The organism is Janibacter sp. Soil728, assembly GCF_001428305.1.
Classification (GTDB): domain Bacteria; phylum Actinomycetota; class Actinomycetes; order Actinomycetales; family Dermatophilaceae; genus Janibacter.
The window spans coordinates 411,957-432,369 of the sequence record NZ_LMRZ01000004.1 but is presented as its reverse complement, the minus strand read 5'-3'; the positions used below and the strand labels follow the sequence as shown (position 1 = coordinate 432,369).

General features: G+C 69.2%; 22 protein-coding genes and 1 other RNA gene. 2 read left to right on the top strand and 21 right to left on the bottom strand.

Annotation, left to right across the window (positions count from 1 at the left end):
* Nucleotides 1-48: 48 nt before the first annotated feature.
* From ASG73_RS08840 to ASG73_RS08820, 5 genes are all read right to left on the bottom strand, one after another.
* Nucleotides 49-843 carry a thioesterase family protein gene (locus tag ASG73_RS08840; RefSeq protein WP_055993634.1) on the bottom strand — a complete coding sequence of 265 codons (795 nt, stop codon included), beginning with the start codon at nt 841-843 and terminating at the stop codon, nt 49-51.
* Between the two features lie 7 nt (nt 844-850).
* Entirely contained in the window at nt 851-1,168 is a 318-nt protein-coding gene (locus tag ASG73_RS08835) for a DUF3039 domain-containing protein (RefSeq protein ID WP_055994494.1), read from the bottom strand.
* Between the two features lie 24 nt (nt 1,169-1,192).
* Nucleotides 1,193-1,750, bottom strand: coding sequence for a YqgE/AlgH family protein (locus ASG73_RS08830; RefSeq protein WP_055993632.1), 558 nt, complete (start codon nt 1,748-1,750; stop codon nt 1,193-1,195).
* Nucleotides 1,751-1,759: 9 nt separating this feature from the next.
* Nucleotides 1,760-4,069 (bottom strand): DEAD/DEAH box helicase, encoded by a 2,310-nt coding sequence (locus ASG73_RS18385; protein ID WP_055993631.1) that lies wholly within the window; start codon nt 4,067-4,069, stop codon nt 1,760-1,762.
* An 87-nt stretch (nt 4,070-4,156) separates the two neighbouring features.
* Complete coding sequence (locus ASG73_RS08820; protein ID WP_235499401.1) at nt 4,157-4,528, bottom strand: VanZ family protein; 372 nt, start codon at nt 4,526-4,528, stop codon at nt 4,157-4,159.
* Between the two features lie 61 nt (nt 4,529-4,589).
* Between ASG73_RS08820 and trxA the strand changes: the two genes are divergently transcribed.
* Together trxA and ASG73_RS08810 are read left to right on the top strand one after the other, a co-directional pair.
* Nucleotides 4,590-4,961 (top strand): thioredoxin, encoded by a 372-nt coding sequence (gene trxA, locus ASG73_RS08815; RefSeq protein WP_055993628.1) that lies wholly within the window; start codon nt 4,590-4,592, stop codon nt 4,959-4,961.
* A gap of 88 nt (nt 4,962-5,049) precedes the next feature.
* The gene (locus ASG73_RS08810; RefSeq protein ID WP_055993625.1) at nt 5,050-5,220 is read left to right on the top strand and encodes a CsbD family protein; all 171 of its coding nucleotides are present in this window, start codon (nt 5,050-5,052) and stop codon (nt 5,218-5,220) included.
* Between the two features lie 127 nt (nt 5,221-5,347).
* On the opposite strand, the gene ssrA is transcribed toward ASG73_RS08810, so the two are convergent.
* From ssrA to prfB, 16 genes are all read right to left on the bottom strand, one after another.
* Nucleotides 5,348-5,713: a transfer-messenger RNA gene (gene ssrA, locus ASG73_RS17560) on the bottom strand.
* Between the two features lie 80 nt (nt 5,714-5,793).
* Nucleotides 5,794-6,270 carry an SsrA-binding protein SmpB gene (gene smpB, locus ASG73_RS08805; RefSeq protein WP_055993624.1) on the bottom strand — a complete coding sequence of 159 codons (477 nt, stop codon included), beginning with the start codon at nt 6,268-6,270 and terminating at the stop codon, nt 5,794-5,796.
* Nucleotides 6,271-6,361: 91 nt separating this feature from the next.
* Entirely contained in the window at nt 6,362-7,747 is a 1,386-nt protein-coding gene (locus ASG73_RS08800; protein WP_055993621.1) for a peptidoglycan DD-metalloendopeptidase family protein, read from the bottom strand.
* 64 nt (nt 7,748-7,811) lie between these two features.
* Entirely contained in the window at nt 7,812-8,720 is a 909-nt protein-coding gene (gene ftsX / locus ASG73_RS08795; RefSeq protein ID WP_055993619.1) for a permease-like cell division protein FtsX, read from the bottom strand.
* The gene (ftsE, locus tag ASG73_RS08790) at nt 8,717-9,550 is read right to left on the bottom strand and encodes a cell division ATP-binding protein FtsE (protein WP_055993616.1); all 834 of its coding nucleotides are present in this window, start codon (nt 9,548-9,550) and stop codon (nt 8,717-8,719) included. Before ftsE ends, ftsX begins: the two co-directional genes overlap by 4 nt.
* A gap of 99 nt (nt 9,551-9,649) precedes the next feature.
* Nucleotides 9,650-12,373, bottom strand: coding sequence for a BTAD domain-containing putative transcriptional regulator (locus tag ASG73_RS08785; RefSeq protein ID WP_055993613.1), 2,724 nt, complete (start codon nt 12,371-12,373; stop codon nt 9,650-9,652).
* The gene (locus ASG73_RS08780; protein WP_156466222.1) at nt 12,370-12,792 is read right to left on the bottom strand and encodes a hypothetical protein; all 423 of its coding nucleotides are present in this window, start codon (nt 12,790-12,792) and stop codon (nt 12,370-12,372) included. The genes ASG73_RS08785 and ASG73_RS08780 overlap by 4 nt, the downstream gene beginning before the upstream one ends.
* A 5-nt stretch (nt 12,793-12,797) precedes the next feature.
* On the bottom strand, nt 12,798-13,217 hold the full coding sequence (locus ASG73_RS08775; protein WP_055993608.1) for a TadE/TadG family type IV pilus assembly protein: 420 nt from the start codon (nt 13,215-13,217) through the stop codon (nt 12,798-12,800).
* Complete coding sequence (locus tag ASG73_RS08770) at nt 13,214-13,603, bottom strand: TadE/TadG family type IV pilus assembly protein (protein ID WP_055993605.1); 390 nt, start codon at nt 13,601-13,603, stop codon at nt 13,214-13,216. The genes ASG73_RS08775 and ASG73_RS08770 overlap by 4 nt, the downstream gene beginning before the upstream one ends.
* Before the next feature lie 35 nt (nt 13,604-13,638).
* Nucleotides 13,639-13,854 (bottom strand): hypothetical protein, encoded by a 216-nt coding sequence (locus ASG73_RS08765; RefSeq protein WP_055993602.1) that lies wholly within the window; start codon nt 13,852-13,854, stop codon nt 13,639-13,641.
* Between the two features lie 48 nt (nt 13,855-13,902).
* Complete coding sequence (locus tag ASG73_RS08760; protein WP_082567109.1) at nt 13,903-14,793, bottom strand: type II secretion system F family protein; 891 nt, start codon at nt 14,791-14,793, stop codon at nt 13,903-13,905.
* Complete coding sequence (locus ASG73_RS08755; RefSeq protein WP_055993597.1) at nt 14,790-15,641, bottom strand: type II secretion system F family protein; 852 nt, start codon at nt 15,639-15,641, stop codon at nt 14,790-14,792. The genes ASG73_RS08760 and ASG73_RS08755 overlap by 4 nt, the downstream gene beginning before the upstream one ends.
* Nucleotides 15,641-17,332: a CpaF family protein gene (locus tag ASG73_RS08750; protein WP_082567108.1), complete on the bottom strand. Its 1,692-nt coding sequence runs from the start codon at nt 17,330-17,332 to the stop codon at nt 15,641-15,643. Before ASG73_RS08750 ends, ASG73_RS08755 begins: the two co-directional genes overlap by 1 nt.
* Nucleotides 17,329-18,120: a hypothetical protein gene (locus tag ASG73_RS08745; protein ID WP_055993591.1), complete on the bottom strand. Its 792-nt coding sequence runs from the start codon at nt 18,118-18,120 to the stop codon at nt 17,329-17,331. The genes ASG73_RS08750 and ASG73_RS08745 overlap by 4 nt, the downstream gene beginning before the upstream one ends.
* A 3-nt stretch (nt 18,121-18,123) precedes the next feature.
* Nucleotides 18,124-18,807 carry an SAF domain-containing protein gene (locus tag ASG73_RS08740; RefSeq protein WP_055993588.1) on the bottom strand — a complete coding sequence of 228 codons (684 nt, stop codon included), beginning with the start codon at nt 18,805-18,807 and terminating at the stop codon, nt 18,124-18,126.
* Between the two features lie 257 nt (nt 18,808-19,064).
* The gene (gene prfB, locus ASG73_RS08735; RefSeq protein WP_055993585.1) at nt 19,065-20,177 is read right to left on the bottom strand and encodes a peptide chain release factor 2; all 1,113 of its coding nucleotides are present in this window, start codon (nt 20,175-20,177) and stop codon (nt 19,065-19,067) included.
* Nucleotides 20,178-20,413: the final 236 nt, after the last annotated feature.

Genomic DNA, 20,413 nt, shown 5'->3' with positions numbered 1-20,413 from the left:
ACGGTGACAGGACCGAATGACGACCCGTTCGGCCGCTGATCTCCCCGATCAGGACTGCGCGTCCATGGCCACCATGGTCTGCAGGCCGGTGCCCAGCTCGCCGCGGACATCGGCGAGCGTCGTGCGCACGGTGCCGCCATGGCCCGGGCTGGCCAGCGCCTGCGAGTCCATCCGGATCCACTCCCCCTCGGGGTCGCGGTCGAGGGCCACGTGCAGGTCGCAGTTGATGTAGGTGTGTCGCCGCGGGTCGAGCGTCAGGGTGATGCCGCCCCCGGAGTCAGCCAGCACGAGGGCGCGCTGCCAGCCGGTCGGCTCCTCGCCCTCGACGAGGGGCACGAGCTGCCGGCCCCACGCCAACGTGACACCACCGGTGCCCACGCCCCCGGACACGACTCGCCACTCGATGGCCTTGAGGTACCCGTCCTCGTGCGCTCCGGGCATCCGCAGGTGGCCAGTACCGCTCGCCTCGGGCACCGGCTCCACCGTCTCCGGACGACGTCCGACCAGCTGTGGGAAGTCCTCCGGTGCCCGCATGATCCGCCATGCCCGAGCGATGGCCGCGCGACGGCCGTCGACGCTGGCCGTGGCCTGCAGGAGCTGCATCGAGCGACCGCCTCGCAGTACCTCGGTCTCGATCGTGAGCGGAGCCACGGGGATGGGCCCCAGGATGTCGAGCCGCACATCGGCCAGACGAGCGCCGGGAGCCGGTTCGTGCCGCTCCATCGCGCGGGCCAGCAGAGCGGCCGGTGGGCCGGCGTGCTGAGCGTGAGGGCTCCACGGACCGGCAGTCGAGGGAAGGGAGTCGAAGGTGCGCTCGTCGAGCTGACGGTAGAAGGACGTCATCCGAGCGTCAGCCCTCGTCCCCGTCGCCGTCCTGCGGGGCCCGCAGCCCGTCGTAGATCTCCTTGCAGATCGGGCACACGGGGAACTTCTCCGGATCGCGCCCCGGGATCCAGGTCTTGCCGCACAGCGCCTTGACCGGCTCGCCGGACAGCGCGCTCTCGAGGATCTTTTCCTTGCGGACATAGTGGCTGAACCGCTCGTGGTCCCCGGGCTCGACCAGGTGAGGCGTCGGTTCGGTGCGCTCGAGCACCGCCGTCGACGTCGAGGGGCCACCGGGCTCCGTGACGGGGGAACCGGGCTGGGTCGGGTCGGCAGGCGTGCTCATGGTCACCATCGTAGACATCCCGGGTCAGTTGAGGTCAGGGTCCACCGGATAGGTCGAGACCCAGCCCAAGGACCCGCTCTGACGGCGCAGGACGCGACGCCACAGCGTGGCCGGGTCCTCGTCGAAGATGTCGCCCACCTCGCTGTCGACGACATACCAACCACCGTTGGCCCGCTCGTCGGCGAGCTGCTCAGCGCTCCACCCGGCATAGCCGGCAAAGATCCGCAGGGAGCTCACCTGCGGCCAGATGATCTCCTGCGGTGAGTCCAGATCGACCAGCGAGATGGCACCGAAGAGTCTCTTGACCCCCGGCGGCTCGTCGGCGTCTCCGGGCAGGCCCGCGAGCCCGATCGCGGAGTCGATCTGCACCGGGCCGCCCTGGAAGACACGCTGCGGCAGGCTCGACCCCGCTTGCCAGCCGGGCAGCACCTCGTCGACGGACGTCTCGAGGGGCTTGTTGAGGATGACCCCCTCGGCGGTCGTCTCGTCGTGCTGCAGCACCAGGACCACACTGCGGGCGAAGAGGTCGTCCGTGAGGTCTGGTGTCGCCACGAGGAGTTGACCGGCGAGCGAGGTGTCCATGCTCAGACCTTAGTCGCGGGAGCGACCTCGGTAGCCACCCTGCCGACCGCCGCCACGGTTGCCGCCGCGGTGGTCACGGGCGCCGCGAGGGCCGCCGGTGCCCGAGTGGCGACGAGCCGGCCGAGGGTCGACGAGCTTGCGGAAGTCCGCATCCGAGATCGGCTGGCCGGTGGGCTCGGTGGCCCCGATGTCCGTGAGGACCTCGGCGTCCAGAGCGGTCTGGATCGGCCGCGCCTCGAGTCCGGCCTGGGCGGCCATGCGGGTGACGTCCTTGCGCTGGTGCGGCAGGACGAGGGTGACGACGCTCCCCTTCTCCCCCGCGCGAGCGGTGCGGCCGGCGCGGTGGAGGTAGTCCTTGTGGTCGGCCGGCGGGTCGACCTGCATGACGAGCGTGACGTTGTCGACGTGGATGCCACGCGCAGCGACGTCGGTCGCGACGAGCACCGGGAGGGTCCCGGTGCGGAAGGCACCGATCGTCTTGTTGCGCGAGGACTGGGTCAGACCACCGTGCAGCGGCGCCGCGGCGATGCCCTCCTCACGCAGCTGGCCAGCGATGCGCTCACAGCCGAGCTTGGTCCGCGCGAAGATCACCGTGCGGCCGGGGCGGGCCGCGATCTTGGCGGTCATCTGCTTCTTCAGCTGCGGCTCGATGAGGAGCAGGTGGTGGTCCATCGTCGTGACGCTGGCGCCGACGTCGTTGGTGTTGTGCGTGACCGGGTCGGTCAGGTAGCGATCGACGAGGTCAGACACACCACGGTCGAGCGTCGCAGAGAAGAGCAGTCGCTGCCCGCCGGGGGCGCAGTCATCGAGGATCCGGGTGACGGAGGGCAGGAAGCCCATGTCGGCCATGTGGTCGGCCTCGTCGAGGACGGCCACCTCGACCTCGTCGAGGGTGAGCGCGCCGCGATCGAGCAGGTCGACGAGGCGACCCGGGGTCGCGACGAGGACGTCGACGCCCTTGTCGAGCGCGGCGGTCTGGCCGGTGTAGGACAGCCCACCTGCGACGAGCTTGATCCGCAGGCCGCAGACGTGGACGAGCGGCTCCAGGGAGTCGCTCACCTGCATCGCCAGCTCACGAGTCGGGACCAGGATGAGCGCACGCGGCTTGCGGCTGCGGGCACGACCACCGGAGAGGCGGGCCAGCATCGGCAGGCCGAAGGCCAGCGTCTTGCCGGAGCCGGTCTGGCCGCGACCGAGCACGTCCTTTCCGGCGAGCGCGTCGGGCAGGGCTGCTTCCTGGATGGCGAAGGGGGCGGTGATGCCGTCGCGGGCCAGTCGCTCGACGAGCACCTCCGGCACACCGAGTGCGGCGAAGCCGTTGTCCTGCCCGACCTCTACCGGGCCGCTCGCGGAGGTGCGGGCGGAGGAGGTCCAGGTGTCGGCCTCCTGACGCAGCGCCTCAGGGTCCTCGGTCTGGTCGTGACGAGGGGCGAAACCGCGGCGGTTCTGCTCGCGCTCGAAGCGCGGCGCCGAACCCCTGCGGGCGTCGTCACCGTCGCGCTGCCAACGGGCCGGCCGACCACCGGTCTGCTCCCGGTCAAAACGAGGGGCCGGGCCCCGACGGCGGTCGTCCGAGCCCGAGCGGCGCTCGACCCCGCCCCGACGCTCGTCACGGCGCTGGTAGGCGCCCCGCTCGTCGCTCCGGTCATCGCGGCGCTGGTACCCGCCGCGACGGTCATCGCCACGGCTGTCGGGACGCTGCCCCTGGTAACCGCCGCGGTCATCGCTCCGGTCATCGCGGCGCTGGTACCCACCGCGACGGTCATCGCCACGGCTGTCGGGACGCTGCCCCTGGTAACCGCCACGACGGTCATCGCCACGGCTGTCGGGACGCTGCCCCTGGTACCCACCACGGTCATCGCTCCGGTCATCGCGGCGCTGGTACCCACCACGACGCTCATCGCCACGGCTGTCGGGACGCTGCCCCTGGTACCCACCGCGACGGTCATCGCCACGGCTGTCGGGACGCTGCCCCTGGTACCCACCGCGACGGTCATCGCCACGGCTGTCGGGACGCTGCCCCTGGTACCCACCACGGCGGTCATCGCCACGGCTGTCGGGACGCTGCCCCTGGTAACCGCCGCGGTCCTCGCGCCGCTCCCAGGTCCGCTGACCGCGGTCCTCTGTGCCGTCACGACGCACGCGCTTGGGCCGCTCGCCACCGGTCGCGTCCTCGCGGTCGCGCCAGCGGTCCTTGGAGCGCGGGGGTGCGTCAGTGGGCGCCTGGCCCCGGTGGTGGGCCTTCTTGGGGCCCTTGGGCGTGGACTTCGCCGTGTTCTTCTGGGCGGTCGTCCAACGGGGCTTCTTCTTCGCAGGCACAGGTGATCCTTCGTTCGTCTCTGAAATGGGTAAACCCGCACACAAGGGCGCGGGCGACATCTCAGGTCGGAAGCGACGTGCGAGTTTCTAAGTTCGGCGACGCCGGAGTCGCCGAACCACTAATAGTACCCCTATTGACGACAGCCCGACACCGACCAGATCGGCCAGGACGTCCCACGAGTCCCCCGATCGGTGCGGAAGCGCCACGTGCTGGATGACCTCGCTCACAGGCGCATGCACCGCGCACAGGACCGCCGCGGCAGGCCACCACACACGCCCACCCAGACCGGCGACGAGCACCGGGAGGGCGAAGACGAGCGCGTGAATCACCTTGTCGCTGTGGGGAATCGGCGATGGCGGACCGGGAGCATCGGGCGCGTAGAGGACGACCAGCTGCACGACGACAGCCACCGTCAACGCTGCGGGAACCATCAAACTGCGGGTCGTCAGGGCGGGCACCGAGCCAGCACAACACACCGCCCTTGGGCTTTCGTGCGTGTCTCGGCCTACAGTTGAGTTCATGAGCAAGATCACCGACCTCGATCTAGACAGCTTCCGCTCCGCCGTCACCGGCGAGGGAACGGTCATCGTGGACTTCTGGGCCAGCTGGTGCGGACCGTGCCGCCAGTTCGCCCCGGTCTTCGAGGCCGCCGCGGACAGCCGAGAAGACGTCACCTTCGCCAAGGTCGACATCGACGACAACCCTGACCTGGCCTCGCTGGCCAATGTCTCGTCCGTGCCCACCCTCATGGCCTTCCGGGACGGCATCCTCCTGCACCAGAGCGCTGGCGCCCTGCCCAAGGCGCAGTTCGAGCAGCTGCTGGACGCGGTCGAGGCCGTCGACATGGATGAGGTCAAGGCGCAGGTGGCCGCCAGCGAGTCCGCTGGCTGATCCCCCTTCGCCCGTCATCACGTCGAGGGGTGGCGCCCGGGTTCGACCTGTGGTTGCGTGGAGGACCACCCACCAACAGGAGGACTCCATGGGTATCGGCGACAAGATCGAGAACGCGAAGGACCAGATGGCCGGCAAGGCCAAGGGCGCCGCTGGCGAGGCGACCGACAACGAGGAGCTCCAGGCTGAGGGCAAGGGCCAGGAGACCAAGGGCAACCTGAAGGCGGCCGGCGAAAACGTCAAGGACGCCTTCAAGTGATCCTCTGATTCACACGCACAGCGACGAAGGGCGGGACCGCAACGGTCCCGCCCTTCGTCGTGCTGCATGTAGATCACGTCCCGTGCTGAGCATGCGAAGCACGGGACTGCGCGTGACGTGCCCAAGATGGTGGAGGTGGCGGGAATCGAACCCGCGTCCACTGACAGACGAACAGGACTTCTCCGGGTGCAGTGCGCTATGGATTTTCTCGGCCCCGGGGCTCGCGCGCACACGTCCCCCGACAGGCCCAGTCGAGTAAGAGTCCCGCGCCGTCCCCCGACATGACGACGCAGCAAGATCTCTAGCTGACGCTGGGATCTAGGTCGAGATCAAACCTAGGCCAACGGACTTCAGGCTCGCTCAGGCGGCGAGGGCGAAGTCGGTGCGATTGGAATCGGCACCTATTAGTTTGCACGGAGCGTTAACGAGATAACCGTGCATCCTCGACCCGCTTCCCCTGAAGGACCGGCCAATGTCGAAACCGATCACCCCCATGGGATGGACACGTCACGCTGTTCAGTTGTGCTCTCAGTATCCCCTCAACAGCGCGAAGGGACAAACGCATTCCCGGGACTACTCGCGCCCGCGACCGAAGATGGCCCGGTCAGTCTCCCGACGGTCCTGACGCTCACGCAGAGCGTGCCGCTTGTCGTACTCGCGCTTACCGGTCGCCACAGCGATCTCCACCTTGGCGCGGCCGTTCTTGAAGTACAGCGAGAGCGGCACGATCGTGCGGCCACTCCCCTGGACCTTGACCGCCATCTTGTCGAGCTCCGAGCGGTGGAGCAACAGCTTGCGGCGGCGACGCGGCGTGTGGTTGGTCCACGTGCCCTGCACGTACTCGGGGATGTGGACTCCCTCGAGGTAGAGCTCGTCTCCGTAGAAGATCGCGAAGCCGTCGGTCAGGCTGGCTCGACCCATGCGCAGGGCCTTGACCTCGGTCCCCATGAGCGCCAGTCCGGCCTCGTAGGTGTCCTCGATGAGGTAGTCGTGGCGGGCCTTGCGGTTGCGCGCGACGACGAGCTCGCCCTGGGTGGTCTTCTTGGCCATGGTGCTCCCCCTTCGCGGGTCCGACGTGCTGACGGGCCACGGTACCCCGTGACCCCGGCCAAGGTCCCGCCGGTTTGTCGCAGGCGACGGCTCAGAGCCAGCCTCGCGGGTCGACCGGGGTGCCGTTCTGTCGGGTCTCGAAGTGCAGGTGACAACCGGTGGAGCTGCCTGTGGTGCCCACGTAACCGATGACCTGACCGCGCGAGACATGACCGCTGCGCACCGCGAAGGACTGCAGGTGGTTGTAGGTCGTGGCCAGCGAGCTTCCGCGCTTGACGCCGTGGTCGATGACGATCTGGTTGCCGTAGCCACCGGTGGATCCTGGCGGCAGAGCCGAGATGATCGTGCCACCGGTGGCGGCGTAGACCGGGCTGCCGCAGCTGCCGGCGTAGTCGCGCCCGGCGTGCAGCCGCCAAGTGTGGTGGATCGGATGGAACCGCAACCCGAACTCCGAGCTGACCGGCGCAGTGCTCGGGGCCTGCAGGACGCCGCTGCTCCTGGGCGCCGGCGGGTTGGGGTCGGAACGCACGCTGGCTGTCGGGGCATTCCGCGACGGGGTCGAGCGGGCAGCGCGAGCGCGAGCGTCCGCTTCCCGCTTCTCCTGCGCCTCTCGGGCCTTCTTGATGGCTGCCTCGCGGACGCGGGCCTTGCGGGCGCGCTCCTGAAGGACCTTGGTCAGCTTGTCGGACTGGGCTTGCAGGCTGTCGACCCGCTTCTTGTCCTTCTTCTTCTCTCGGCTCAGCTTGGCCGACTGGCGCTTCTGGTCGCTCTCGAGCGTCTCCAGATCGGCCTTCTTCGCGTCTGCCTTGGTGCTGGCATCCGTCGCTGCCGTGAGCTTGGTCTGCTTGGTGGTCTTGGCCGCGCTGGTCTTGTTGCGCAGTGCCTTGAGCCGGTCCCCGGTGGAGACGAGGTTGGCCCGAGAGGTGCTCAGCTCCTCAAGAGCTGACGTCTGCGTGTCACCGGCCGACTCCGCCATGATCATCTTGTCGATGAAGGCAGCGGGGGTCTCGGTCCCCACGGCCACGGCCAAGGTGCCCATCCCCTGCTGCTGGTAGAGCTGCCCCGCGAAACCGGCGACAGCTCGACGCGAGGACGTGATCTTCGAGCTGGTCGTCTTCAGCTGCTTCTCGGCCTTGTCCTCGTTGGCCTTGGCCAGGTCGTAGGCGGCGACGGCATCGTCGTACTCCCCCTTCGCCGTGGTCTCTGCCCGCTCTGCCGCCGCAGCAGCACTGCGGGCGCCCGGGAGCTTCTTTCGGGTGGAGGCGAGCTTGTCGTAGGCCGCGACCAGCTCCTTGGAGGTGTCGTGCAGGTCTCCCCGGGCGTCCTTGAGGTCCTGGTCGACCTGACCCTTCTGCGTCTGCGGGTCAGGCGTCGTCGCGAAGGCATGACCGGCACCCGCGAGCAGGCACAGCGAGAGCGCCGCTCCCGTGAGTGCACGGGTACGACGAGAAGCCTGAGGAGGGGAGGTGCGCTGCATCGTGGACCACGGTAGCCACGAAACCTTCATCGCGACAGGACCCTGACCGGCGCGGCGTGCCTCGTCAGACGCGCAGGTAGCGCCAGAGGGTCACGGTCGAGGTCCCGATGGCGAGGACGACGACGCCGACGAGCAGGAAGGGGGCGATGATCCACACGTCTGCCGTGGAGATGTAACCACTGCCCGCCCCTTGCGTGTGCAGCAGGTACTTGTCGAAAAGAGCCCACGCCGTAACCCACAGCAGGCCGACCGCCATCACCGCCCCGATGACCCCCGAGGCGATGGTCTCGATGATGAAGGGGGTGCGGATCGTCCGGTTGGACGCTCCCACGAGCTTCATGATCGCGATCTCCCGCCGACGGGTGAAGGCGGCTTGGCGGATCGTCGTGGCCATGAGCAGCACAGCGGACACGAGGGTGAGGACGGCGAGCCCGATCATCACGCCGGTGACGATGTTGATCGCGCGGAAGAGCGGCGCGAAGACCTGACGCAGGTTGGGCACGCTCGCGACGCCGGGCGCGCCCTCGAAGGCGGAGGCGACGGTCTCGAACTGCTCGGGGTCGGACAGCTGCACCCGGTAGCTCGGCGGGATGTCACCGACGCTGATGTTGCTGGCCAGCGGAGAGTTCTTGTAGTCCTTCTTGAAGCGGTCGAAGGCTTCCTTCTCGGACTCGTAGTAGACGTCCTTGACGAGCGGCTCCATGTCCTTCAGCTGGGCCGCGACGGAGTCCTTCTGGTCCTGGGTGGCAGCCTCACCGGTGCAGTTGGGCTGCAGCGCGCCATCGGTGCACATGTAGATGGAGACCTGGACGCGGTCGTACCAGTAGCCCTTCATCTGGTCGACCTGACGCTGCGCGAGCAGGCCCACACCGAGCAGGTACAGGGAGATCATCGTCACGAGGATCACCGAGACGGCGATCGACTTGTTGCGCCGCAGGCCCTCCCAGGCATCGGCGAAGACGGAAGGCTTCATCGCAGCAGGTCCTCAGCGTCGTCGTCCCATTCGTCCAGTGCATGCACCTCACCGATGGGGCGGTCCTGGGGCGGGACCGTGCTCCCTTCGTCGAGGTCGTCGTCGCGCTCAGCCTCGAGCTCGTCGAGATCACGATTGTCGACGGCCTTGGGCACGTAGCTGCCGCCTTCCTCGTCGCGCACGATGTGGCCGTGCTCGAGCTCGATGACGCGCTTCTTGAGCTCATCGACGATGACATTGTCGTGGGTGGCCATGACGATCGTGGTGCCGGAGTCGTGGATGCGGCGCAGCAGGTGGACGATGTCGAGGCTGGTCGCGGGGTCGAGGTTGCCCGTGGGTTCATCGGCGAGCAGCACCGGCGGCTTGTTGACCACTGCGCGAGCGATCGCGACCCGCTGCTGCTCACCACCGGACAGCTCGTGCGGCATCCGCTTCTCCATCCCTGCCAGGCCGACGAGCTCGAGGGTCTCGGGCACGAGGGCACGGATGGCGCGACGCGGGCGGCCGATGACCTGCAGCGCGTACGCGACATTTTGCTGAACCGTCTTGTTGGGCAGCAGGCGGAAGTCCTGGAAGATCGTGCCCACCTGGCGACGCAGCTGCGGCACCTTGCGCTGAGGCATCTTGCGCAGGTCGTGGCCCCCGACCAGCAGGCGGCCGGAGCTGACGATCTCCTCGCGGATGGTCAGGCGGACCAAGGTCGACTTGCCCGAGCCGGATGCCCCGACGATGAAGGCGAACTCTCCGCGATCGATGTTGAGGTCGATCCCGTCGAGCGCGGGACGGTTCTGGTTGGGATACCTCTTGGTGACGTTCTCGAAACGGATCATCAGCTGCTCGGGGCCTCAGGGGGACGAAGGGGGTAAATGGCCGCCTGCAGGATATGCCGCTTCGCTGCACGCTCGTGACACCCGTGTGACCTCGGCGCGTTAGGCCCGCGGCCGCAGGGTCTGCGCGTCCTCTGCCGACCCGGTGGTCGCCAGCCGGTCGACGACGATGGTCGTGTCCGTCTCGAGCGATCCCAGGTGCCCCAGAGTCCGGCGAGCGCTCTCGGCGGTGTCGCGGGCCTGCTCCACCTGCTCGCTCTGCCACGAGGCGTGGAGGGCGTCGCGCCAGAGGGTCTCGCTCACGGGCTCGGCGAGCAGACCCTTGCGTGCCGCCCAGGTCGCACCGTCGGGGTCGCCCTCACGCAATGACCGCTGGGCCAGCTCGTGCGCGATGTCCGCGACAGCCGCGCAGATCTCCGCTCGGTCGGACGCGGCCCAGCCGTAGCGGTGCCGGGGCACACCGTCGAGAGGTGAGCCCCGCACGAGCATCAGTGCAGCGCGCACGCTGGCGGAGTCAGCAGTCGCGACCGCCGGCCCCACGAGGGACCGCAGCTGCTGCCAGTCGACCAGCGGTCCGGTGAGGCTGTAGCGGCCGTCGACCTCGCCCACCCCCGGGGCTCCACCCGAGCCGAGCCAACGGTCGACGTGCTGGAGCGCCACCGGGACGGCCAGCGGCGGCAGACCGAGAGCTGCGGCGAGGCCCGTGGCATCAGATCCGGGGTGCAGGGACAGCAGGGTCGCCAGCTCGGCCGCCAGTGGTTCGTCAGCAGGGAGCTGTCCCGGTCCGGTCACCTGAAGTGGTCCGAGGACGCGCACCTGCGCAGCCTCGTCGGTCTGTGAGGTCGGGCCGCTGGCTCGGTCGGCCCCCGTACCCGGCGGGAAACGGCGCCGGGGCACGGTGGCGATCGTCAACGGGTCGTGGTCGGAGCCAGCGGTCCAGGCCGGACCGGGGACCGTCGGCTGGGAGGTCGACCTCAGGAGCTCGAGGAGCTCGTCATATCCCGGGCGGGTCACGGCTGCGGGCCGCAGGGACATCCCCACCGGCGCCAGGACGGCAGACAGGCCTTCGTGACGCGCCTCGACCACCATCGACCAGTCGGCCAGCCCGCGGGAGGTGGAGACGACCGACAAAGCGCCTCCTCGCGAGCCGGCGAGCAGCGCACGCAGTCGCTGGATCTCGTCGCGGCCGAGTGTCGAGGCGATGAGCAGGATCTCGGTGTCGAGCCCGCCGTCTCCCACCTGACGCTCGAGCCGAGCGAGGACGTCTGCCACGTCGGGGCTGTGGGTGACGAGTGGGTCGTCCACCGCCTCCACGAGGTCGGGCAGGGCGCCCACGACCGTGACCCGGTGGCGGACGTGCTCAGAGGTCGCCAGGTCGACGGCGAGTGCAGTGAGGACCGCCTCCGTCTCCTGGGCACGGCCGTGCAGCTCAAGGGCTCCGACCTCCTCGAGGTTGACGAAGATCCGGGCACCGGCCTCGTCCTCGCCGATCGTGACCAGGGCCGGCCACTGCGTGCGGAGCACCCGGTCGCGAGCGGGCACCTGACGGCGGTCGAGGACCCACGTGCCACCGCCTGCGGAGATCCAGGGAGCGGGGAGCTCCAGGTGCTCCTCCACGACATAGACCTCGATCTCGGCATCACCGAGACGAGCCGCGCGCAGCGAGGGCAGAGCCGCTGGGGTACATCGGGCCGCGAGGTCTGACAGGGCCGCGTCGAGGTCGGCATGGCCCGGCACGTCAGAGGCACCCCTCAACCACCACTCGGTGCGGGTCGCGGCGTCCGACGGCAGCACAAGGCGCCATCCGGGCCGACGTCCCCTGCGCTGCCTTCGGCGACGAGCCTCGACGAAGGCCAAGAGACCGGCACCTGCCACGAGCCCCAGGCCGGTGGTGGCCGCAGGCCCCTGACGATCAGTCTCGGTGACCTCGTGCACAGGGGCATCCGGGGCGGCGGCGACCGACCCGGCTGCCCAGCCGGCTGCCGGCGCGACCGGGGCCGGTGCCGGTGCCGGGGCGACAACGTCCGCGGCCGACGGCGCTGCTCCACCATCGTTGCTCATCATCTCGTCGAGCTGGACTGCGGCGGGCGAGAGAGCGACGGGCACGACTGGTGTGTGCGTCGCTGTCGGGATCATCACCAGCCACCCGAGACGGATGTCGTCTGCTGACGACAACACTCCCCCGTCGGGCTGCGGCAGACCCGCCGACGAGGCGAGGAGCTCGGGATAGCGCTGACCGTCACCGAGCTCTCGATCGGCGATGTCCCAGAGGGTGTCACCCGTCCGCACCGTGACCACGTGTCCTTCGGCTGCTCCCGAGGCGGAGGGCCCGGCGCTGTCGCCGCCCGCTGACGGGCTCGAGCCCATGTCCTGCGCCAGGGCGGTGGCCGGCGTCGCGCTGCCGGTGCCCATGTCCTGCGTCAGGGCGTTGGCCGGGGTCGCGCCGCCCACCGCGCCGATGGCGAGCATGGCGACCACGGCGCCTGTCATGGCGGCAGCGCGCCCCTGCTGCCATGACAGACCGGGCAGCCGCGGTGCGGGGACACCGCGGATGGCGGCGGGGATCTCCACGAGGAAGGACAGCGCGAGGGAGGCCCACACGAGCCAGCCGACGACCGTGATGATGGCGATGAGCAGGGTGCCGTCATCAGGGCGGGTGAGCGCGTCCCCCACCTCGCTCAGCGACGGGATCTCGGCCGGAAGGGGGTTGCCCCCGAGCACCACGAGCGCGGCGGGCAGCCCGACGACGATCAGCAGGATCCCCACAAGCGCGACAAACCCTCGCAGCAGCACCCGGCCGCTGGACTGCTGAGGCGCCGGGGTCACGGCGCGGTCCCCGGATCGACCCTCTCCAGGTCGACCACAGTCGTCGCGGTCAGGGTGTCGGGCTGGAGGACGGGCATGATCTTGGGCGCCCACCGCTGGGAGGTCGTCACCGTCACCTGGTTGCCACTGACGCTCACGTCTCCATCGATACCCGTGGCAGCGAGGTACTCACGAGCGGCCTGCGCCGCTCTGATTGGGTCCACATCGGCCGAGGACCCGGCGATGACACCGGAACCGACTTCCTGGGCCGCGGCCCGGCCGGCCTCGTTGGCCACCATGGTCACGCGACGGGCCTCGTTGGCCTTGTCCGCGGAGTCGTAGACAACTCCCCCGGCCAGCATGAGGGCGCTGCCGATGACGACGGTCCACACGGCCACGTAGGCGCTCTCGTCCGCGAGACGTCTGGAGATGTGCGACACCGCGATCACCTTCCTCGGTAACGGTCGATGGGACTGACCGCCACGCCTGTGTACGTCCGGTCCTGCATCGGGACGAGGGCAGCCAGATCGGACAGCGGCACCTGGCAGGACACCTCGGCGCTCACCTGGCTCGACGTCCCCACGGGTGCGGAGAACCCGCTCGTGTCGACGGACACGCTGATGTCGGCGCAGGAGAGTCCTTGCTGGTCGAGATAGTCGCGCGCCGCCGCTTCACCGGCGGTCTGTGCCGCACCTCCGGTGCGCTCGATCGACGCGGCGCGCGCTGCGCTGAAGGCTGCGCCGTCGACGTGCGAGTTGGCCATGGCGGTGCGTCCGAAAATGCCCACGAGGACGAGCATGCCCACGAGGACCGGTGCACAGATGGCCATCTCGAGGGTGATGCTGCCATCGTCCCCACGCCTCATTGACGGGTCACCCGCTCCACCGGGACGTTGATCTCGGACCGCACGTCGGGCATCGGGACAATCGGCACGATGGACGGCGCCGGTGCCGTCACCGTCGCAGTGACCCTGCCTCCGGACCGGGTGACGCTGATCGTCGCCTGCGACATCGCGTCGATGTCGGCCAGGTAGTCACGACCGGCCTGCACCCCGTCCGTGTCCGTCGCCCCGCGCACCCGCGCCATCTCTGCCGAGATCTGAGCGGCGTTGGTGGCCGTCGTGTTGGCCATGAAATAGCACGCTGCCTGGACGATGATCATCGTCGCCAGGATGACGACCGGCGCCATGATGGCGCCCTCCAGCGTCACCGCCCCCGACTCGGCCCGGAGCCGACGAGGGTGGCGAGTCACTGCTGGTCGTCCTGGATTCACCGTCGCGAGCTCTCTCAGGGGCTCGGGATCTGGTTGGCCCAGCTCTCGAGGTTGCCCGTGATGACGGCGGCGACAGTGACCACGACAGCCAGGACCAGAGCGCCGAGGATGACGTACTCGAGGGTGGTCAGGCCGGCTTCCGGGTCCTGACCACGCGCCTCGAGCGCGCGGTCGAGGTGACGGACGGGGGCCATGCAGAGCATGGAGATGAAGACGAGCGAGCGAATCACGGGTTCCTCCTGATGTGTTGGTGTCTAGTGTGCCGAAGGTCGGATGGTTCAGCCTGGGGAGAGCTGCATGGCAGCGGGGATGAGCATGGCGATGAGGAAGAGGACGGCCAGAGCCGCGAGGGGGATGCCCATCGAGCTCGTGGCCGAGTTGGCGGCGGTCTGCTCCCGGGTGAGCAGCCGATCACGCATGGAGGCAGCGCGCGCGAGCAGGTTGTCGCTGACGCTCGCTCCGGAGTCGTTGGCGAGACGGATGATGTCGGCGACCTCCTTCAGCTCGGGCACCTTGGTCCGTCCGGCCAACCGCTCCAAGGCGTCCCACGACGTCTCGCCGGACCACCGCGCCAGACGCAGCTCCTCGCGGATGCGCAAGAACATCCACGAGTCCGACTTGCGGGCGGCGGAGTCGAGCGAGGCGACGAGGCCGAGCCCGGCCCGTCGAGCGATGGCGACCAGGCGCAGGTAGGAGACCGCCGCGTAGGCGAAGTCCTCACGACTGTTCTTGGCGCGGTCTCGGACCGTCAGGTCAGGCACGAACCAGGCGAAGACCGCGAAGGCCAGACCGATGCCGAAGGGGATGACGAAGCCGAATCCGAGGACCATCGGCAGCAGGGTGCAGCCGACGAGGGCGGCGCCGGCCGCGATCGCCTTCTTGCCGTAGTGCTCCTCGACCGGGACCTGCAGGAGCTCGAGGTCCTCGAGCGGGGCCTTGAGGACGGCATACCGATCGGTGCGGTGCCGCGCCCAGGCTCCGATGGTCTCGGTCCGCGTCCGGTCCGTCGGCACGACCTGCGTGGCCCGGCTCTCCCGTAGCGTCCGGGGGCGCATCCGGTCGACCGCTGCACTCAGGTCGGGCTTCGCGGGTGTGAGCCCGGCAACGACCAGTGCCACGCCGATACCCGCGATCGCCGAGATCGCCATGGCCAGCACCAGCGGGCTCATCGCTGTACGTCCGTCACGACGGGACGCACGAGGAAGCGAGCGAGGGGCTTGACCGTCGCCACCCGCTTGAGCCAGTACAGGGCTCCGAGGAAGAGGAAGGACAGGATCAGCAGACCGGCTTGACCGTTGGGTGAGCGGTACTGCGCCCCGATGGGCGTGAAGAAGACGAAGAGGGCCAGCACGCCGATGACCACGACGGTGATGAGTCGGGCCTGAGTGCGCGCACCGGCGCGCGAGGCCTCGATGTCGCGCCGAGCACGCACCTCCTCGGTGACGTCGGCGGCGATCCCGCCGAGTGCCTCACGCAGGCCAGCACCCTCGTGCTGGGCGGCCTGGATCAGGGCCGTCGCGACGAAGTCGCCGATCTGGTTGTCGACGTCGTCGGCGAAGGCGTACAGGGCGTCCGCCAGGGGCCTGCGGGCGTGGATGCGGCTGATGAGCAGGTCGACCTGGGGTCGGATCTGGTCGGGGCATGACACCCGGGTCGCGATGATCGCGCCGGCGATGCCCTGACCCGCACCGATGACACCCGAGAGGGAGCGGACCCACTCCTCGACCGCCTCGAGCTGCTCGGGGGTCGTGCCTCGGTCGATGCGCATCAGCCACGGAAGAGCCACGGCAAAGACGGGGAAGATGATCAATGCGATGACCCACCCGTAGAGGGCCAGCAGGAGGCCGACCACGCCACCGATGGCGAGGTTGCGACGGTCGACGGGGCTGAAGGTCGCGCTCTGCTTGCGGCGGGCACGCGGACGCGTCGGAGCCCGGGGTGGCGTCGTCAGCCCCGCGGCGATGAGAGTGAGGGCCGCGGCGAGACCGAGTGCGGCAATGATCGCCAAGCCGGTCATCACGCCGTCCTGTGCCGGATGAGCAGCTCGGGCGGAGCGCCCCAGGTGCTCGCTGCGGGGTCCAGCCAACCGGCGTCGAACCCGTGTCGCTCGATGTCGTTGATCCACTCCGGCAGCTGACCGGTCGGGCAGGCCCGACCGAAGTCGTCCGGGGAGAAGATCCGGGTGTGGGCCACGTGAGTGTCGCGGGAGACCTCCAGGGCCACGACCTCGTCGACGTGGCGCCACTTGCGGCCGCCGTCGAGGTGCGACTCGTCGACGAGACCGACGTGGACGACGAGGTCGACGTTCTGCGCGACGAGGCGGTACCCGAAGGAGGTGTCGACATTGCTCCGGGCGCGGGTGATGAGGGTGACGAGGCGTTCGACGGTGTCGAGGGCCGAGTGGGCGTGCACGGTCGAGATCGAGCCGCGGCCGCCCTGCATGGCCTCCATCATCGCCATGACCTCTTCTCCGACCACTTCGCCGACGACGATGCGAGTGACGTTCTTCTGCAGACTGAGCTCGATGAGCCTGGTCAGGGTCACCTCGCCGACGGGACGGCCGTCGGCGCCCACTTCTCCCCCGCCTTGGGCCTCAGCCGCCCACACCCGGTGGTGTCGTTCGGGCAGGCGGTGCATGAGCAACTCGTACTGGGCCTCGATGGTCGCCAGTCGCTCACGCGGGTCGAGCTCGTTGAGCAGGGCACGCACGAGGGTGGTCTTGCCCGATCCGGCGTCCCCGGACACCATGACGTTCTTGCCGGCGCGGATCGCGGCGGAGAGGAAGGCTTGCAGGGAGTCGTCGATCGCCCCGAGCTCCTTCATCTGGGCCAGGTCGGTGTCGATGTAGGGGTGCTTGCGGATCGTGATGGAGGGGCGGTGCGACAGCCACGCCTCGGCCGCCATGCGCGAGCCGTCGGGCAGCGCGAGGCGCAGCCACGGACGGACCATGGAGAACTGCTGCTCGCCCGTGGCTGACGTGCGCGCGATGTGCTGGATCTCGGTGATGAGGTCGGCGTCGCTGTCGGCGACAGGCGGACCCGCCTCGAGGGAGCCATCGCTGAACTCGAGGGTGACTCCGTCGTGGCCCTCGATCTCGATGTTCTCGATCCCCGGGAGGTCGAGGAGCGGCTGCAGCCGCCCTGCCCCGAACATCGAGTCGAGCACTGCCTCGCGCAGCGCCGCCTGGGCGTCGAGGGAGACCACACCCTCGCCGCGTGCGATGCGGTCCTGGGACCAGTCGTCGATGGCCTGCATGGTCATCCGAGTGACTGTCGTGCGGTGGCGCGACTCATCGAGGACGGTGTCCTCCGACACGAGGGTCAGCGCAGCGCTGACCTGGCTGCGCAGGTGCTGGACCGCTGCCCAGTCCACTCGCTTGAGCCGGTCGAGCGCCTCGCGGATCTGGTACTGACGACTGCCGACCGGACCCCGGTCCTCGTTGTCGGCGTGGGCGACTTCGCCTGCTGGCGCCGGTGGCTGGTTCGCTCGCAGCGTCGAGCGCGGAGCTGTGGACTCGGGTGCCGCGTGGGCGCCGGGCGTCTGCGGCGTCGAGCCGTAGGAGGCAGGCGGTGGGGGCGGAGGCATGGCCCCTTGACGCTGGGCGAAGGGAGCGGCCCCTCCGAGTGCCCGCGAAGGGGGCGCCGGACGCTGGGCGAAGATCGGCAGGTCCGTTGGTTGGGTCGGATCAGGCGTCGACTTGGGGCTCATGCGGTGGCTCCCCCGACGCCCATGACGTCATTGGCCGCGCGAGCGTGCTGGTCAACGCTGGCGATGAGCCGCTTGACGCTGACCGGGTACCGACCTCGCTTGCCCCAGGTGCGCGACCCTGCGGCCTTGGTATCGCGTGCGACACCGGGCAGGACGGTGACTCCGCCGGTGATGCCGCTGATCTCGCGCATCCCGTACGGACGGTTGGAGGCTCCCTTCTCGTCGCCGAGGACGGGGACGACCGCGAGCCGGTGCCGCGCTCCGATGCCATCGAGCTCGTCCACGAGCGACGGGGCACCGACGGCGAGGGTGTTGAGCGCCTGCAGCGTGCTGTCGGTGAAGAGCAGGACGGTGTCGGCGTGCGCCCACAGCTGCGTGGATGCGCCTGCTGCGCCGAGCCGGCCGAGGTCCACGAGGACATCGACATGGCTGTCGCGGCTGATGCGCGCGAGCGCCTCGCCCAGCGGACCGAAGACGCTCATCAGGGACCGCATCTGCGCGGTCGTGCCCACGGTGGGCACCAGCCAGGCCTTACGCTCGCGCCCGGGCAGCGGGATCGCGAGTTCCCAGATCCTCTCGACGTACTCGCCGGGTGGATGAGCGGCCAGGTCGAGGATCGACCTGTTGTGCGGGTGCGACCCGCCCCATCCGATGCACAGCATCGGCGAGCCGCCCGCCGGGTCGGCCTCGACGAGCAGGGTCGGCCGGTCGCTGACCTGGGCCCAGGTCATGGCAGTCGAGGTGACGCCCGGTGACCCGCTGAGGGAGGTGAGGATGTGCAGGGCCACGAGTCAGCCTTCCTGACCCGTGCCGCCCGGTGCGACATTGATGATGGCGATCCGGCCGGTACCGGCAGCTGCCGCCGCGGACGGGGCGTCGGCCGATGAGATGGAGACGTCGACCGTCATGCCTCCCTTGTCGTCGGGCGTCCCCAGGGCGAGGACGACCCCGCTGAAGGATGTCCCGGGCTCGAGGCCCTCGATGTTCTGACCGCCACCGGTCACGACCACACGGACCACGTCGCCGCGCTGCAGACCGCTGGCCGGGAACTGACCGGAGGTGACGGCGATGGGGACGATGGCATCTCCCGACCGGGGGGTGATGCGGTTTTCGAAGTCGGACTCGGTGACAAGCGTCCCGGCCGGCATGGCCTGCTCTGCGCGCTTGCCGACGAGAGAGTTGAGCTTGGAGGACGGCACCGTCTCCACGTCTTCACCACCACGCAGCTGGGTCGTGGCCAGGTCGGAGGAGGCGATCTGGTCCCCAGCGCGGATGTCCTTGCTGACGACAACGACGCTGCGAGCCTCCCCGGCGCGGTTCACGGCCCAGACGGCAAGGAGCGCGAAAACAACGGCCAAAGCCACTCCGAGAAGCACCAGGCGCACGTTGCGACGAGGCTTGACGGCCCCGACCTGCTCGGGCGCGGGCGGGACAGCCGGATGCGCGGGCACCTCGGTCTGCGGTCCTGCGGTCATCTGTTGGTGCTCCCCCTGCTCGTCCTGCCTCGACGAGGCGACGTTAACCAACGTGGCCTGTCATTGCGAGTCGAGTATCCCATCATCGACAGGCCCATACTCTCCGAAACGGTAAGTATTGATGCTCGTCCGGGGGCTGCGCCGCATTCAGAGGCCAGAACCAGTCACGCAGTTCTTTCCGCGTGATCACCTTCGAGCGTGCGACGGCAACGTCCGACGAGCCGGGTTCCCCACCCATCGAACGATTCCCCCGAGGATCAGTCGTCGGACTTGGCCTGCTCGATGCGCCAGCGGATACCAGCCTCGATGAAGGCGTCGATCTCACCATCGAAGACGCCGGAGGGGTTGCCGGTCTCGTGCTCGGTGCGCAGGTCCTTGACCATCTGGTAGGGGTTCAGCACGTAGGAGCGCATCTGGTCGCCCCAGCTCGCCTTGACGTCACCGGCGAGCTCTTTGCGCTCGGCGGCCTCCTCGGCCTTCTTGGCCAGGAGCAGTCGTGACTGCATGACGCGCAGGGCCGCGGCCCGGTTCTGGATCTGCGACTTCTCGTTCTGCATCGACACGACGATGCCGGTCGGGATGTGCGTCATGCGCACGGCGGAGTCGGTGGTGTTGACCGACTGGCCGCCCGGGCCCGAGGAACGGAAGACGTCGATCTTCAACTCGTTGTCCGGGATGTCGATGGAATCGGTGCTCTCGATGAGCGGGATGACCTCGACGGCAGCGAAGGAGGTCTGGCGGCGGCCCTGGTTGTCGAAGGGCGAGATGCGCACGAGACGGTGGGTCCCGGCTTCGACCGAGAGGTTGCCATAGGCGTACGGGACGTTGACCTCGAAGGTGGCGGACTTCAGCCCCGCCTCCTCCGCGTAGGAGGTGTCCATGACCTTGGTCGGGTAACCGTGGCGCTCGGCCCAGCGCAGGTACATGCGCATGAGCATCTCGGCGAAGTCCGCGGCATCGACGCCACCGGCGCCGGAGCGAATGGAGACGACGGCCTCGCGCTCGTCGTACTCCCCCGACAGCAGCGTCCGGACCTCGAGCAGGCCGACCGCCTTGGCGATCTTGGCCAGCTCGTCCTCGGCCTCGGTGAGCGTCTCGGCGTCGTGCTCTTCCTGGCCGAGCTCGACGAGGGCCTCGAGATCGTCGATCCGCGCGTCCATGGTGTTGATTCGCTCGAGCTCGTGGTTGGCCCGGGACAGCGCCGAGGTCACGCCCTGAGCCTTGTCCGGGTCATCCCACAGGTCGGGAGCGGCGGCCTGCTCCTCCAGATCCGTGATCTGCACCTCGAGGGCAGGGACGTCCGTGACCTCACGCACCGAGCCCATGGTCGTGCGGAGGTTCTTGATCTCGAACTCGAAGTCGACAGCCACAGCAGGCACCTTACGGCAGGCGCTGTCCGCGGCCACCACCCGCGCTCACGGCCATCGGGCACGTTCGCGGGTCCCGCAACCTGCCCGATGTCCCGTGGTTGTCCGTGACCATGGCCAGGGGTCATCCGGTGAGACGACCAACCTCACGCGGGGCGACATGACGGTTCACGACACCGAATGACGTCGTCGACGACGTGACCTGCGCGCCGGGCTGAGCAGTCCATACTCAGGCGCCC